This is a genomic window from Saccharothrix sp. AJ9571 (assembly GCF_021725495.1).
Taxonomy (GTDB): domain Bacteria; phylum Actinomycetota; class Actinomycetes; order Mycobacteriales; family Pseudonocardiaceae; genus Amycolatopsis; species Amycolatopsis magusensis.
In genome coordinates this window covers 1,274,354-1,289,215 of record NZ_CP091382.1, presented here as the reverse complement: position 1 = coordinate 1,289,215, position 14,862 = coordinate 1,274,354, and the positions used below count along the sequence as shown (strand labels likewise).

11 protein-coding genes are annotated in these 14,862 nt (G+C 72.0%); 8 read left to right on the top strand and 3 right to left on the bottom strand.

Annotated features, from left to right (window positions below):
* The 5 genes from L3Q67_RS05115 to L3Q67_RS05095 all read left to right on the top strand — a co-directional run bounded on the left by L3Q67_RS05115 (window position 1) and on the right by L3Q67_RS05095 (window position 8,420).
* Window positions 1-2,928, top strand: a complete 2,928-nt coding sequence (locus tag L3Q67_RS05115; RefSeq protein ID WP_499188440.1) for an ATP-binding protein — start codon at window positions 1-3, stop codon at window positions 2,926-2,928.
* A gap of 73 nt (window positions 2,929-3,001) precedes the next feature.
* Window positions 3,002-5,056 (top strand): magnesium transporter, encoded by a 2,055-nt coding sequence (locus tag L3Q67_RS05110; protein WP_499188439.1) that lies wholly within the window; start codon window positions 3,002-3,004, stop codon window positions 5,054-5,056.
* A 3-nt stretch (window positions 5,057-5,059) separates the two neighbouring features.
* Entirely contained in the window at window positions 5,060-5,668 is a 609-nt protein-coding gene (locus L3Q67_RS05105; RefSeq protein WP_499188438.1) for a hypothetical protein, read from the top strand.
* A gap of 3 nt (window positions 5,669-5,671) precedes the next feature.
* Entirely contained in the window at window positions 5,672-6,670 is a 999-nt protein-coding gene (locus L3Q67_RS05100; RefSeq protein ID WP_499188437.1) for a C40 family peptidase, read from the top strand.
* Between the two features lie 10 nt (window positions 6,671-6,680).
* The gene (locus L3Q67_RS05095) at window positions 6,681-8,420 is read left to right on the top strand and encodes a hypothetical protein (protein ID WP_499188436.1); all 1,740 of its coding nucleotides are present in this window, start codon (window positions 6,681-6,683) and stop codon (window positions 8,418-8,420) included.
* Between the two features lies 1 nt (window position 8,421).
* Here L3Q67_RS05095 and L3Q67_RS05090 read toward each other — a convergent pair whose 3' ends face one another.
* A complete protein-coding gene (locus tag L3Q67_RS05090; protein ID WP_499188435.1) occupies window positions 8,422-9,513 on the bottom strand; it encodes a chitinase in 1,092 nt (363 codons plus the stop codon).
* 136 nt (window positions 9,514-9,649) lie between these two features.
* Between L3Q67_RS05090 and L3Q67_RS05085 the strand changes: the two genes are divergently transcribed.
* The 3 genes from L3Q67_RS05085 (at window position 9,650) to L3Q67_RS05075 (ending at window position 12,114) form a co-directional block, all read left to right on the top strand.
* On the top strand, window positions 9,650-9,847 hold the full coding sequence (locus tag L3Q67_RS05085) for a hypothetical protein (protein WP_499188434.1): 198 nt from the start codon (window positions 9,650-9,652) through the stop codon (window positions 9,845-9,847).
* A gap of 67 nt (window positions 9,848-9,914) precedes the next feature.
* The gene (locus L3Q67_RS05080; protein WP_499191431.1) at window positions 9,915-11,321 is read left to right on the top strand and encodes a ribonuclease R family protein; all 1,407 of its coding nucleotides are present in this window, start codon (window positions 9,915-9,917) and stop codon (window positions 11,319-11,321) included.
* A 10-nt stretch (window positions 11,322-11,331) separates the two neighbouring features.
* Window positions 11,332-12,114 carry a helical backbone metal receptor gene (locus tag L3Q67_RS05075; RefSeq protein WP_499191430.1) on the top strand — a complete coding sequence of 261 codons (783 nt, stop codon included), beginning with the start codon at window positions 11,332-11,334 and terminating at the stop codon, window positions 12,112-12,114.
* Here L3Q67_RS05075 and L3Q67_RS05070 read toward each other — a convergent pair.
* Entirely contained in the window at window positions 12,071-13,480 is a 1,410-nt protein-coding gene (locus L3Q67_RS05070) for an aldehyde dehydrogenase family protein (RefSeq protein WP_499188433.1), read from the bottom strand. The genes L3Q67_RS05075 and L3Q67_RS05070 overlap by 44 nt on opposite strands.
* Window positions 13,477-14,805: an aspartate aminotransferase family protein gene (gabT, locus tag L3Q67_RS05065; RefSeq protein WP_499188432.1), complete on the bottom strand. Its 1,329-nt coding sequence runs from the start codon at window positions 14,803-14,805 to the stop codon at window positions 13,477-13,479. Before gabT ends, L3Q67_RS05070 begins: the two co-directional genes overlap by 4 nt.
* Window positions 14,806-14,862 lie beyond the last annotated feature (57 nt).

The following is a 14,862-nucleotide window of genomic DNA, read 5'->3' as shown; positions in this document are numbered from 1 at the left end:
TTGTCCGGTCGCGGCGGTAGCCGAGGTAAGCGGGACAAGCGCCCCGTCCAGCCCAAGCAGGGCGGGGGCGGCGGGCGGGGCCGCAGACTGCCCGGAGAGCAGGCGGTGCCCTCGTACACCCCGTCGATCGCCGCGCGCAGCATCGACGGGCACCTCCTGCGCACCGGGCACGAGGTCTACGCCTGGTACCGGCTGGCGCCGCAGCGCTGGTCGTTCCGCTCGGACTCGCAGCGCCGCGACCTGATCGCGGCCATCGCCGGGCAGTACGCCGAGCTCGCGGGCCGCTGGCTGCACCTGCGGGTGACCAACCGGCCGTACCCGATCCGGATGTGGGCCGAGGCCCACGTGCACAACGCCCACGACCGGCCCAAGGACACCCCGGGCGCGCTCTCCTTCGACGACTACCTGATCGGCGAGCAGCAGCAGCTGATGGGCCGGTCGATGGCGGAGAAGGAGGTCTACCTCGGCGTCCAGGTGCAGACCCGCCGGGCGGTGGACCGCGCGGTCGAGCGGGCCGCGCCGCTGCTGCGCAAGATCCTGCCCGAGGCCGTGGACGCCGAGCTGATGGCGCTGGACTCCGAGGTCGAGCACCTCGACCAGGTGCTCGGCTCGGCCGGGCTGGAGGGCAGGCCCGCGCACGCCGACGAGATGTCGTGGCTGATGCACCGGTCGTGCTCGCTGGGCCTGCCCGCGCCGCGGAACATGCCCGCCGTGCCCGGGGCCGCCTGGGAGCCGGAGGACCTGGCCAGCTTCACCGACGCCGCCGACTTCCACGCCGAGCCGTACGCCCCCACGGTCACCGTCCGCGGGCGCACCGGCTCGAACGCCGGGGTGACCCGCAGCCTGGCGGTGCTGACCGTGGGCCAGATGCACGGCCTGCAGATCCCGGAGATCGACGACCCCTGGGTGCAGCACGCCGACCGGCTGCCCGCTTCGGTGGAGTGGTCCGCGCGGATCTACGTGCGGCGGCCCGAAGAGGTCGCCGGTGAGCTGCAGCGCCAGATGAACAAGGTGCGCTCGCAGGTCAAGCACTACACCGACGAGCACGAGCTGGAGCCACCGCAATCGCTGGCGCGGCAGGCGTCGCGCGTGCTCGAGATCGACGACGAGATGACGTCGGGCTTCACCGCGCTGGCCACCCGGGTGCGCTCGTGGTGGCGGCTGGCGGTGTCCGGGCCGACCGAGCGCGACGCGCTGCGCCTGGCCCAGCAGCTGCTCGACCTGTACAAGCCGAAGATCGCCATCGAGCACCCCGAAGCCCAGTACGCGATGGCCAGGGAGTTCATCCCCGGCGAGCCGCTGGCGTCGGGCGCCTACACCCGCCGCGGTTCGGTGGTCTGGGCCGCGGCCGCGGTGCCGACCGCGACCGCCGAGGTGGGCGACCGCCGCGGCATCCTGCTCGGCGAGACCTGCACCGCGACCCGGCGCCCGGTGGCCTGGGACCCGTGGATGGCGCAGGAGATCCGCGACGGTTCCGGCCTGACCGCGATGGTCGCCGGCCTCGGTGGCGGCAAGTCGTTCCTCGGCGGCGGGATCGTCTACAAGACCCTGCGTGCCGGGGCGCACTGGACCATCCTCGACCCGTCCGGCCCGCTGTCGCGCCTGTGCGAACTGCCGGAGATCCGCCCGTACGCGCGGCCGATCAACCTGCTCAACGCCGAACCCGGCATTCTGAATCCGTACCGCGTGGTGGCCGAGCCGCTGCTCGAACACTTCATGGACGAGGACGACCCGGAGCGCTCGTGGCGCCGGGAGAAGGCGCTGGCCGGTGCGACCCGGCGGCGGCTGGTGCTGGACGTGCTGACCGGCGTTCTGCCCTACGAGGTGGCCCGGATGCCGCAGAGCCGGATCGTGCTGCTGCGCGCGGTCCGCGCGGTCGGTGGCCGGTTCGACGCCGACCCCGGCCAGGTGATCGACGCGCTGCGCCGCGACTCCAGCGAGCACCACGAGCACGCGGTGGTGGTCGCCGACTTCCTCGACGAGATGCGCGAGCGCATGTCGCTGCTCATCCCCGAGCAGAACGAGGACCCGTACGCGGAGACCCGCGACGACCGGATGACCGTGCTGACCATGGCCGGGCTGACGCTGCCGAAGGACGGGGTCGGCCGCGAGCACTGGACCGACGCCGAAGCGCTCGGCGTGGAGATGCTGAACCTGGCCGCGTGGCTGACCCAGCGGTCGGTCTACGAGCGGCCGAAGGAACTGCGCAAGGGCGTCTGGATCGACGAGGCGTTCTTCCTCTCCGAGGTGCCGACCGGGCGCGTGCTGATGAACCGGTTCGCCCGTGACTCGCGCAAGTGGAACGTCCGGGTGCTGCTGTCCTCGCAGATCCCGGCGGACTTCCTGCGCATGCAGGGCTTCGTGGCCCTGCTCGACTCCGTTTTCGTCGGCAGGCTCGACGACGACGACGCCCAGGCGGACGCGCTGCGTCTGCTCAAGGTGCCGATCGGCGTCGGCTACGAACAGGTGGTGGCCGCGCTCGGCCGCCGCCCGGGCGCCCATCGCGACACCGAACGCGACCGGGAGCCGCGGCAGTTCATCTTCGGCGACGGCGCCGGTGGCGTGGAGCGGATCCGGGTCGACTTCTCCGGACCGCACCTCGAGCACCTGCGCAACGCGATGGACACCACGCCGGGTTCGAAGGAAGCCACCGGCACCGGGCACTCCCGGCCCTCTCCCGCTCCGGATCCGGAGCCCCGCCACGTCCCGGTCCCACCGGACGACGACTCCGCCGGGTACGCGGAGTCGGACTTCGAACTCGCGGCGGAGCTGGAGGTCGGGTTGACCGAGGAGCAGGTGCTGTCCGAACCGGTGCCGGGTGGACCGGAAACCGACGGCGGGAACGGCAACGGCCGCGGGCCGGACGGCGGTGGCGGGGTGCGGGCCTCGGCCGGCTCCCAGGGTGGTCCGGGCCGGGACGCGGCATGAGCCACCTCCGGCGAGCGGCGGCCACGGCCCGCCGCGGGCACAGGCGAGCGCGCGGCGCGGCGGCGGGTGACGCATGATCACCGTCCTCCTGCTCCTGGCGATCGCCGGAGCCTGGCACCTCCTGCGCCGCCGCAAGCGGCGGGAACCCTCACCGGCCCGGCGCAAGCGCGCGGCCATGCTGATGGTGGTGGCGATCCTCGGCATCCAGGCCGTGGTCACCGCCCCCCAGGCCATGGCCGCCGAATGCGGCGCCGCCCCCAACCCGGAACGCCCCGGTTCCGGCATGGTCGGCGCGCTGGACCCGGCTTATGAGACCCGGGGCATGGCGGACAGCCCCTACGACCAGTACAGCTACGCCGGCATGGTCTGGCACGTCTTCGAGACGAACTGCAGTCCGATGGCCGGCCTCACCGACCCCAACTCGACGATCGACACCTGGGGTGGCAACCAGCTCTTCAACATGGGCAAGAACATCGTCGGGGCCACCAACTCCCTGCACTACACGGTGATGGAGGGCGGCCTGCTCACGCCGCTGTACAACGCCGTCAAGTCGGGTGCCGAAAAGATCTACGGCAACATCTACGCCCAGCTGTTCGGCCTCGCTGCCCTGGTGCTGGCGATCATGATGTTCCGCAACATCTGGCGTGGTGATCTCGCGACCGTGAGCAAGCGCGCCCTGTTCGCGCTCGGGGGCATCTGGCTCGCTGCCTCCTCGCTGGCCCTGTTGCGGTATTTCGATCCGATCGACCAGGCGATCGTGCAGACGACGACCAACATCCAAGCCGGCTTCGTGGACGACACGGAGAACACCGTCGTCCGCCACGTGCTGCCGACCAACCTCCACAACCAGGTCGTCTACAACAACTGGCTGCGCGGTGAGTTCGGTGACCCGGACTCGCCGCAAGCCGAACAGTTCGGCCGCAAGCTGCTCGATGCCCAGGCCTTCACTCGTGACCAACTCCGCAGCAGCGCGGACGCCGATCAAGCCGTGGTCGACGCGAAAAAGGGGGAGTTCAAGAACATCTCCACCCAGCTGGGGCCGGTCACGGGCTACTTCACCGGCGAGGACGGCAGCCGCACGGGCGCCGGCTTCCTGGCGTTCCTCCAAAGCCTGGTCTACTCCCTCTTCCAGTTGTTCGCCAAGGCCGCCGTGCTGCTGGCCCAGGTGCTGGTCCGCCTGTTCACGCTGACCGCGCCGCTGATCGGGCTGGTGGCGATCCTGCACCACGACATCCTGCGCCGCGTGGCGCGGGTGCTCGGGGCGGTCGCGTTCAACCTGATCGTGCTGTCCGTGCTGGCCGGGGTGCACGCGCTGCTCCTGCAGGCGATCTTCGACGCGGGCAACTCGCTGTCGATGCTGGTGCAGATGGCGATGGCCGGGCTGGTCACCATCCTGCTGTTCCTGGTCGGCCGCCCCGGGCGCCGGCTGTGGCAGATGGTGGAGATGTCGGTGAGCATGGTCGGCTCGGCGGTGCCCACCCCGCGCGGCGGGCTGTTCTCCCGCTTCCGCAAGAACAACGGCGAACCCAGCCCGCAGGACGAGTTCTGGCAGAACGTCCGCGACACCGACGAGACCACCGGCACCGACCAGCGCGGGCCGATCGGCGCGACCGCGGGCGGTGGCCGCTTCCGCCCGGAGGCGACCGTGTTCGCCACCGCGCAGCGGCTGGACAACGCCAACCTGGCCACCCGGCCCGCGGCGGCGTGGTCCGGGGCCATCCCCGGCGCGCTGCCCAACGCCAACGGCCACGCCGAGCTGCCAGCCGGGGCCGGTGGCATGCCCGTGTTCGGCGGGTTCGTGCCGGGCGGCTCGATGCCCGGCAACCAGCTGCCGCAGCCGGCCAGCCGCCGGGTGGACACTTCACCGGTGTTCGACCGCGGCTGGGACCGCGGCGACGACCCGGAACCGGTGGTGATCCCGTCCCGGATGACCCCGGGCGCCGGGCCGCAGCCGGAAGCCGCCTACGCGCCACCGGTCGCGGCGCCGAGCATGCCGGTTCCCCGCCAGGCCCGCCGCGTGGACGCGGAGGTGGTCGGCGGCAAGCCGGTGCACGTGATCTACCGCCCCTCGCGCGGACTCGAGGTGCGTGAAGACCTCCGTGACACCGACCGTGCCGTGAGGGGGTAACCGATGCCGATTCGCACCAACCGCGGCCGGGCCGCGGTCTACCGCAGGCTGTGGGGCTGGCCCCTGCGCTCCACCACCCACCTGACGATCTCGCTGGTGGTGCTGGCCGTGCTGATGATCGCGGCCGGCGTGCTGATCCCGAAGGTCATCGGCGACAACAATCCGCGCACCGGGCGCGCCGGGCAGATCTCGGTGAACCCGGACGACGGCAAGGCCGCCGCGCCGGGTGGTTCGTCGCGGACCACCTCCGGCCCCTTGCCGACGCGGCTGTCCGAGCCGCGGGAGTCGCCGACCACGGCCCCGCCGAACGGTGACGCCATGCGCGTGGCCGAGCAGTTCGCCGCGGCCTGGGTGAACCACCCGCAGGGCATCACGAACGAGCAGTGGCTGGCCGGGCTCAAGCCGTTCAGCACCGACGAGTTCCTCCCCACGATGTCCACTGTGGACCCGGCGAACATCCCGGCCACCCGGATCACCGGGCAGCCGGTCCCGCTCACCTCGCTGACCAGCTCCTTGGAGGCAGAAGTGCCGACCGACGGGCCCAAACTGTCCATCACCGTGGTCAGCACGAACGTCGGCTGGCGGGTATCGGCGCTCGACCAGGCGGGCTGAGCCGTGAAAGTCGGCATGCTGGTCGGGGTGCTGGTCACCGTGTTGTTCGCGGCCGTGGTCACCACCGGCACGGTCGCGGTGGTGGTGGACAACCAGCAGGAGCAGCAGGCGTTCGGCGTGGTCAACCTCAGCTGCGACGCGGCGATCGGCCCGACGCAGCCCGGCCAGCAGGGCAAGGGCGCCACGGACGCGGGCAACCTCAAGGACGAGCAGCTGCAGATCGTCACGCTGATCATCACCATCGGCAAGCAGCGCCAGCTCTCACCGCGCGCGTGGCAGATCGCGATCCAGGCCGGGATGACCGAGTCCGGCCTGCGCAACCTGACCTACGGCGACCGCGACTCGCTGGGCATCTTCCAGATGCGGCCGTCGATGGGCTGGGGCACGGTCGCGCAGGTGACCGATCCGCCGTACCAGGTCAACAAGTTCTACGACGTGCTGCTGGCGGTGAAGGGCTGGGAGACCATGCGGCCCGGCGACGCGGCGCAGGCCGTGGAGCGCTCGGGTTTCCCGGATCGGTATCACAAGTGGGAACCGATGGCCGTGCACCTGGTGGAGAACGTCGGTGAGGTGGTCGACGCCGCCGGCTGCGGCGAGGGCACCGGCGCGGTGCTGCCGCCCAGCCAGACCGCCGCCAAGGCGATCGAATTCGCCTTGGGGGAACAGGGAAAGCCCTACGTCTGGGGGGCCACTGGGCCGAACTCGTACGACTGCTCGGGCCTGATGCTCCGCGCGTACGAGGCGGCGGGCGTCACCCTGCCGAGGGTTTCGCGGGACCAGTACAAGGCGGGCGCGATGCTCCCGGTGGAGCAGGCGCAGCCGGGGGACCTGCTGTTCTGGGCCTACGACCCGTCGAACCCCAAGACCATTCACCACGTGGCGATGTACCTGGGGGATGGGAAGATGGTGGAGGCGCAGCAGAGCGGCGTCCCGGTGCACACCAGGAAGGTTTCCTGGGACGAAGGCGAGCTCGTCGCCCAGGCCGTCCGGCCCGGCGTTTAAGGAGTGGTTGGTGGCGAAGAAGTTCGGCAAGCGCGGCAAGAAGAAGGGCGCCCCGGAGGACCCGAGGAACATGTTCGGGCCCCCCATGCCGCGCCGCGGCGGGCCGCCCGCGTCGAGCACCCCGCTGGCCGACTTCCTCAACCGCGGCTGGCCCGGCGTCGACGACGGTTACGTGGTGCTGCCCCGGTCCCTGGCCGAGGCCATGTCGTTGCCGTGGCAGCAGCAGACGGCCGAACTGCTCTCGCAATTCCACGGCACGCATCGCGGTCTTTCGTGGCCGATCTACCGCGTGACGCCGTCGCGGTATGAGCGCCTGGTGGATCTGGACGAGGAGCAACTCGCCGAAGCGGGCTACCTGGTCGAGATCGACTTCGACGGTGATCTGGTCTACCGGGAGCGGAGTGGGCGCCGGGTGGAAAACCCGGAGCAGACCACGGTTCTCGTCGCCACCCTGGACCCGATCGTGCAGCAGCGCCCGCCCGCGCAACCACGGCCGCAAACCCCGGCGGAAGGCGGTTCGCGGGCGCCGGTGCCGATGAACCTGCCGCCCGCCCCGGTCTGGCGGACGGTTCCGGCCAAGTCGCCGGAGGCGCCGCCGCTGCCGGTGCCGGAGCCGCCGAAGAACGTCGCCGCCCCACCGGGTTCGGCCGCGCCGAAGAAACTCCCGTGGGAGCCGGTCGCCAAACCCCCGGTGGCGGAACCCGCCGCGCAGCCGACCTTCGTCGAGCCTTCCGCTCCAGCCGCGGGCTCCTCGACGGCGGAATCGACCACGCCACCCGCGGCCGAGTCGCCCTGGCGGGCCACCGAGTCGCCTTGGCAGGCGGCCATGCCATCAACGGCCCAGCCACCCGCGCAACCACCCGTCGCCACTCCGCCGCAGCCCGCAGCCACGCCGCAGCCACCCGCCGCCGCGCCTCCGCCTGCCGCTGCCCAGTCGCCTGCCGCCGGGCCGCAGCCACCGCTTGCTGCCCAGCCGCTTGCTGCCCAGCCGCTTGCTGCCGAGCCGCAGCCGCCGGTCGCCGAGGCTGCGGCACCGCAGCCTCCGGTCACCCAGCCTCCGGTTCCGGCCGCGCAGTCCTCGATTGCCGAGCCGTCGCAGCCGATCGCCGAGCCGGAGGTTCCGAAGCCGCCTGCCGCCGAGGCTCCGGTTCCGCCGCCTCTGGTCGCTGAGCCCGAGGTGCCGGTCAGCCCAGCTACGCCCGTCGGAGCTTCGGCCGCCCAGCCACCGTTCGGCGAGCCACCGTCGCCGGCCGCCGAAACCCCCGCATCACCGACCGCCGAGCCTCCGCTCTCGCAGCCTCCCGCTGCCGCGACACCGGCTCCCCAGACACCGGCTCCCCAGGCACCAGCCGCCGAGTTCCAGCGAGCCGCCGCCGAGCCCCTGCCGCCGGTGGCCGAGCAGCCACCAGCCGGGCAGCCCCAGGCCGAGGCCCGGCACCAGCCCCACCCAGGACAGGAGTCGGCGGTCTCGACCTCCGGCCAGCTCCCCGTGGTGCCCCCGTCGACGGCCCGGCTCGTCACCGAGCTCGACGAGCCGTTCGCCGTGCCGTCGCCGGTGGTGGAGGTCGATCCCGACACCGACACCCCGCCTCGCGGCACGCGCATCCCGCTCAACGATCGCGGCTGGTTCGACGAGCTGCCGGACTCGGCGTCGGCGGCGTCCTCGTCCGAGCCGCCGGCGCCGCCGGAGGACACCGGGTTCGGCCCCAGCGGCGACCCGACCGAGATCCCGTACCGCTACCGCAAGTAGGTCACCGGGGCAGCTTCGCCCGGTGCGCCTTCGAGAACTCCTGGCCGCTGAACTTGTCCCAGTTGATCGACCACGACATCAGCCCGCGCAGCTCCGGGTACACCCCGCGCGGCCGGTAGGCACCGCAGTTCTGCGCCTTCATCAGGCAGTCCAGCGACTTGTGCACCTCGGCGACCGGCGTGAACCCGTTGCCCGCGTAGGTGTTCGCCGGCAGGCCGAAGGCGACCTGGTCCGGCCGCAGCGGCGGGAACGGGTTCGCCGGGTTGCCCTCGATCGGGAACCCGGCCAGCACCATGTCGGTCATCGCGGTGTGGAAGTCCGCGACGCCCATCGTGTGGTACTGGTTGTCCAGTCCCATGATCGGCCCGGAGTTGTAGTCCTGGACGTGCAGCAGCGTCAGGCTGTCCCGCAGCGCGTGGATCACCGGCAGGTACGCCGCCGCCCGCGGGTCGGCGCCGCCGTGCACGCCGCGGCCGTAGAACTGGTAGCCCAGTTGCACGAAGAACGTCTCGGGCGCCATGGTCAGCACGAACCCGTCGCCGTAGCGGGCTTTCAGCGACTTCAGCGCGGAGATCAGGTTGACGATCACCGGCGTGGTCGGGTTCGCCAGCGTGCGGTCGCCGGAGTTGAGCGAGAGCGAATGCCCCTCGAAGTCGATGTCCAGCCCGTCGAGGCCGTACCGGTCGATGATCGCGGCGACCGAGCTGACGAATCTGTCGCGCGCGGCCGCGGTGCTCAGCTGGACCTGGCCGTTCTGCCCGCCGATGGAGATCAGCACCTTCTTGCCCTGCGCCTGCTTGGCCTTGATCGCCTGGGTGAACGCGGCCTCGCTCTCCACGTTCGGGCATTCGGCCGCCGGGCAGAGCGAGAAGCGCAGGTCGCCCGAGGTGACCGAGGTCGGCTCGGCGAAGGCGAGGTTGATGATGTCCCATTCGTCCGGGACGTCCTGCATCCGGACGTACCCCGAGCCGTTGGCGAAGCTGGCGTGCAGGTAGCCGACCAGCACGTGCTTCGGGAGCGCGGCCCCGGCGGTCGCCGGGGTCACCAGGAGCAGCGCGAGCACCGGCAGCAGTGCGGTGAACAGTCGTCTCATCCGTGCCTCCCGGAAGATCGTGACGCAGGTCACCTTAAATTGGACTAGACCAATGGGATGCCTGTCAAGAGGTCTGGACCATTCGGGGAATACCGCACGGGTCGCGCGCGAGCCGAGGAAGTGCCAGGCTCGAACCATGGCGAAGGACCCGAACCCCGATCCCGGCTGGTACTACAACACCCGCACCAACGAGGTGGAGCACCTCGAGCGCGCCCGCTCGGTCGACCTGCTCGGCCCGTACCCCGACGAGGCGACCGCCCGGCGCGCGCTGGAGATCGCCCGCGAGCGCACCAAGGCCGCCGACAAGGCCGACCGCTCATGGGACGAGGATTAGGCGCTGTCCTGCGGGAAGGGCCCGGATCAGGCACGACTCGGGTTAGGGTCGTGTGGTGGCCCCCGCAGTGATCCGCACGCACCCGGCCGGTGGTGACTTCAGCCGGCTGCGCACCGAGTTCGCGCTGCCCGACGGCTTCGGCCCCGACGTGCTGGCCGAGGCCGAGGCCGCGGTGATGGACCCGCTGCCGCAGGACGGCGACCGCGAGGACGCCACCGGCCTGCCGCTGGTCACCATCGACCCACCCGGGTCGAAGGACCTGGACCAGGCGCTGCTGGTCGAACGCCGTCCCGGTGGCTTCCGCGTGCACTACGCGATCGCCGACCTGGCTGCCTTCGTCGCGCCCGGCGGCCCCATCGACCGCGAGTCGCGCCGCCGCGGTCAGACCCTCTACCTGCCCGACGGCAACGTTCCGCTGCACCCGCCGGTGCTCTCCGAAGGCGCGGCGAGCCTGCTGCCCGGCGAGACCCGCCGCGCCGTGCTCTGGACGATCGACACCGACGCCGACGGCGATCCGAAGTCGGTGCACGTCCGCCGCGCGCTGGTCCGGTCCACCGAGCAGTTCGACTACGAAACCGTCCAGGCCGCCGCCGACGCGGGCCGCGCGCACCCGTCGATCGCCGTCCTGCCGGAGCTGGGCCGCCTGCGTCGCGAGCTGGCCGTGCACCGCGGGGCGCTGGAGCTGCAACTGCCGGAGCAGGAGATCAGCGCCGACGAGGACGGCAACTGGCGGCTGATGCGCCGTCCCCGCACCGACGTCGACGCCTGGAACGCCGAGATCTCCCTGCTCACCGGCATGAGCGCGGCGAAGATCATGATCGACGCGGGCGTCGGCGTGTTGCGCACGCTGCCCGAGGCCGAGCCGGACGCGGTGAACTGGCTGCGCCGCTCGGCCCGCGCGCTCGGCATCGACTGGCCCGCCGAGGCCGGGGTCGCCGAACTGCTGTCCACACTGGACCCGCGGCAGCCCGAATCGCTGGCGCTCTACGCCGACACCACCCGCCTGCTGCGCGGCGCCGGGTACACCGCCTTCGACGGCGGCGCCCCGGAAGGGATCACGCACGCGGGCATCGGCGGCCCGTACGCGCACGTCACCGCGCCCATCCGCCGCCTGGTCGACCGCTTCGCCACGGAGATCTGCCTCGCGGTGACCGCCGACCGGCCGGTCCCGGAGTGGGTGCGCGCGGCGCTCGGCCGGCTGCCCGAGTTCATGAGCGCGTCGGACACGCTGGCGGGCAAGGTCGAACGCGCCTGCGTGGACCAGGTCGAGGCGTGGATCCTGGCCGACCGCATCGGCGAGACCTTCGGTGCGGTGGTGCTGCGCGCCGAGGAAGCCCGGGCCGAGGTCCTGCTGGAGGACCCGCCGGTGATCGCCAAGAGCAGCGGGGAGAACTTCAACGAAGGCGGCCGGGTGACCATCCGGCTGACCGCGGTCGACGTGGACAAGCGCAAGGTGAGCTTCGAGCGGGTGTGAACGCATGCGGATGACCGATGACCTCGGCGAGGACGTGCCGCTGACCGGTGCGCCGGGCCGGATCGTCTCGATGGTGCCGTCGCTGACCGAGGCGGTGGCGGTGAGCGCGCCGGGCACGCTGGTCGGTGTCACCGACTACTGCACCCACCCGCCGGAGCTGGACCTCCCGCGCATCGGCGGTTCGAAGTACCCCAAGGTGGACCGCATCCTCGACCTGCGCCCGGACCTGGTGCTGGCCAACGCCGAGGAGAGCCGCCCCGACGACGTCGAACGCCTGCGCGCCAACGGGGTCCCGGTGTGGGTGATGGCCGCGGCGGCGACCGTGCCCGCCGCGCTGGGCTCCCTGCGCCGGCTGCTCACCCAGGGCCTCGAACTCGACGAGCCGGACTGGCTGGTGCGGGCCGAGGACCTGTGGCGCGAGACCCCGCCGGTGCGGGCGAAGGCGGTCGTGCCGGTCTGGCGCAAGCCGTGGGTGGTGCTCGGCCGGGACACCTTCGGCGGTGACGTGCTGCGCCGCCTCGGCGTGGACCTGACCTACGCGGACCACGCCGATCGCTACCCGCGTCCCACGCTGGACGAGCTGCGCGCGCAGTTCGACAGTGGCGCGGCGGAGCTGCTGGTGCTGCCCGACGAGCCCTACCTGTTCACCGACGAGGACGGGCCGGAGGCCTTCCCCGGAGTGCCGTACGTGCTGGTCTCCGGGAGGTTCCTGACCTGGTACGGCCCGTCACTCGTCGAAGCGCACCCGGCTACAGCGGCAGCCCTGTCAGCACGGTTACCCGCTCTTCCGTGAAGTCGAGCATCGCGGCGGCCGGGCCCTCGCGCCCGACGCCGGAGTCCTTCACCCCGCCGTAGGGCATCTGGTCGGCGCGGAAGCTCGGCACGTCACCGATCACCACCCCGCCGACGTCGAGCCGGGACGCGGCCTCGAACGCGGTCGGCAGGTCGCGGGTGAACACCCCGGTCTGGAGGCCGAACCGCGAGTCGTTGACCCGGTCGAACGCCTCGGCCACCGAGTCGACGCGGTTCAGCGTGACGACCGGGCCGAACACCTCGTCCGCGAGCACCTTGGCGTCCTCGGCGACGTCGGTCAGCACGGTCGGCGTGAGCGTCGCGCCTTCGCGGGTCACCTCGCCACCGGCTTCGCGGACCCACGCTTCGACCCGCTCGGCGGCGGCCGTGTTGATCAGCGGGCCGACGTCGGTGGCGTCGTCGTTCGGGTCGCCGACACCCAGCGCCGCGACCGCGGCGGTGACCTTCTCCGCCAGTTCGTCGAACACGTCGGCGTGCGCGTAGACCCGCTGCACCGAGATGCACGACTGCCCGGCCTGGTACATCGCGAAGGTGGCGATGCGCTGCGCGGCGAAGTCCAGGTCCGTCCAATCAGGACAGACGATGGCGGCCGCGTTGCCGCCCAGTTCGAGCGCCACGTGCTTGCGCGGCGCGCTGTCCCGGATGCCCCAGCCCACCGGCACGGAACCGGTGAACGAGACCACCGGCAGCCGCGGATCGGCGACCAGCCGCGCCGCCACCTCGTTGCTCGAAGGCAGGATCGACCAGCTGCCCGCGGGCAGTGCGGTCTCCGCGAGCAGTTCGCCGAGCAGCAGCGCGGTGAGCGGGGTGGCGGGCGCGGGCTTGAGCACGATCGGCGCGCCGACCGCGATCGCCGGTGCCACCTTGTGCGCCACCAGGTTCAGCGGGAAGTTGAACGGGGTGATGCCGAGGATCGGGCCCTTCGGCACGCGCCGCACGAGCGCCATCCGGCCGGTGCCGCCGGGGTCGGTGTCCAGCCGCTGCAGCTCACCGGAGAACCGGCGAGCCTCCTCGGCGGCCCAGCGGAACGTCGAAGCAGCACGGGCGACCTCGCCGCGTGACCACTTGATCGGCTTGGCCGACTCCGCGGTGATCAGCCGGGCGAATTCCTCGGCGCGTTCGGTGATGCGCCGGGAAATGTGGTCGAGTGCCGCCGCGCGCACGTGGGCGGGGGTGGCCGCTGCTTCTTTCTTGACGTCGTCGGCGGCCTGGACCGCGGCTTCGACTTCGGTATCGCCCGGAATGAAATGCCGGCCCGCGACCGAGTTGTCGTAGGAACTGTGAATGGTGGCGGTTTCGCCGCCGGTCACCGGCTTTCCGGCGACCCAGAACGGGAACGTGCTCATTTTCCGGCCTCCGCGACAATTGCCTGCTCGAGCACGGAAAGACCCTCGTCGAGCAGTTCGGGGGAAAGGGACAGCGGCGGCAGCAGGCGCACGACGTTGCCGTAGGTGCCGCAGGTCAGCACCACCACGCCCGCCGCGTGGCAGGCCTTGGCGACGCGACCGGTCAGCGCCGCATCCGGCTCCTCGGTGCCGGGCTTGACGAATTCGGCGGCGATCATCGCGCCCCGGCCGCGGACGTCACCGATGACACCGGTGCGGTCGCCGATCCGGTGCAGGCGCGGCAGCACGGTCTCGGCGATGTCGCGGGCGGCGAGGTCCAGGCGGTCGGTCCGCATGATTTCGATCGAGCCGAGCGCGGCGGCGCAGGCGATCGGGTTGCCGCCGTAGGTGCCGCCGAGGCCGCCGGACGGCACGGCGTCCATCAGCTCGGCGCGGCCGGTGACCGCGGCGAGCGGCAGCCCGCCGGCGATGCCCTTCGCGGTGGCGATCAGGTCCGGCACCACGTTCTCGTGGTTCGACGCGAACCAGTCGCCGGTGCGGCAGAAACCGGTTTGCACCTCGTCGGCGACGAAGACCACGCCGTGGCGCGCGCACCAGTCGGCCAGCGTGGGCAGGAAGCCGGGCGCGGGCTCGATGAAGCCGCCCTCGCCCTGGATCGGCTCGATCACCACGGCGGCGACCTGGTCGCCGCCGATCTGCTTCTCGATCCGGTCGAGCGCGGCGGCCGCGGCCTCGGGCCCGGTCAGGCCGTCGCGGTAGGGGTAGGAGCCGGGCACCCGGTAGACCTCGGGGGCGAACGGGCCGAAGCCGTGCTTGTACGGGATCGACTTCGCGGTCAGCGCCATGGTCAGGTTGGTGCGGCCGTGGTAGGCGTGGTCGAACACCACGACGGCCTGGCGGCCGGTGGCCACGCGGGCGATCTTCACCGCGTTCTCCACCGCTTCGGCGCCGGAGTTGAACAGGACCGAGCGCTTGGCGTGGTCGCCGGGCGTCAGGTCCTTGAGCTGCTCGCAGACCTGCACGTAACCCTCGTACGGCGTGACCATGAAGCAGGTGTGGGTGAACTCGGCGACCTGCGCGCGGACGCGGTCGACCACGGCGGGAGCCGCATGGCCGACGTTCGTCACCGCGATGCCGGAGCCGAGGTCGATCAGCGTGTTGCCGTCGGCGTCGGTGAGCAGGCCGCCCGCGGCGGAGGCGATGTAGACGGGCAGCACCGAGCCGACGCCCGCGGCGACCGCGTCGCCGCGGCGTTCCTGCAGGGCACGGGAGGCCGGGCCGGGGATCTCGGTCAGCAGCCTGCGCTGCGTGAGCTGGGCGGTCATGGGTTCAGGATGCGACCGGCGTGGACGGTCGTCAGGTGCCAACTTGGACAACCCAGT

Excerpts from the sequence above, each read along its gene's own strand:
- L3Q67_RS05110 (WP_499188439.1), top strand. The coding sequence starts at position 3,002 with ATGATCACCGTCCTCCTGCTCCTGGCGATCGCCGGAGCCTGGCACCTC.
- L3Q67_RS05105 (WP_499188438.1), top strand. The coding sequence starts at position 5,060 with ATGCCGATTCGCACCAACCGCGGCCGGGCCGCGGTCTACCGCAGGCTG.
- L3Q67_RS05090 (WP_499188435.1), bottom strand. The coding sequence starts at position 9,513 with ATGAGACGACTGTTCACCGCACTGCTGCCGGTGCTCGCGCTGCTCCTG.
- L3Q67_RS05085 (WP_499188434.1), top strand. The coding sequence starts at position 9,650 with ATGGCGAAGGACCCGAACCCCGATCCCGGCTGGTACTACAACACCCGC.
- L3Q67_RS05075 (WP_499191430.1), top strand. The coding sequence starts at position 11,332 with ATGACCGATGACCTCGGCGAGGACGTGCCGCTGACCGGTGCGCCGGGC.
- L3Q67_RS05070 (WP_499188433.1), bottom strand. The coding sequence starts at position 13,480 with ATGAGCACGTTCCCGTTCTGGGTCGCCGGAAAGCCGGTGACCGGCGGC.
- gabT (WP_499188432.1), bottom strand. The coding sequence starts at position 14,805 with ATGACCGCCCAGCTCACGCAGCGCAGGCTGCTGACCGAGATCCCCGGC.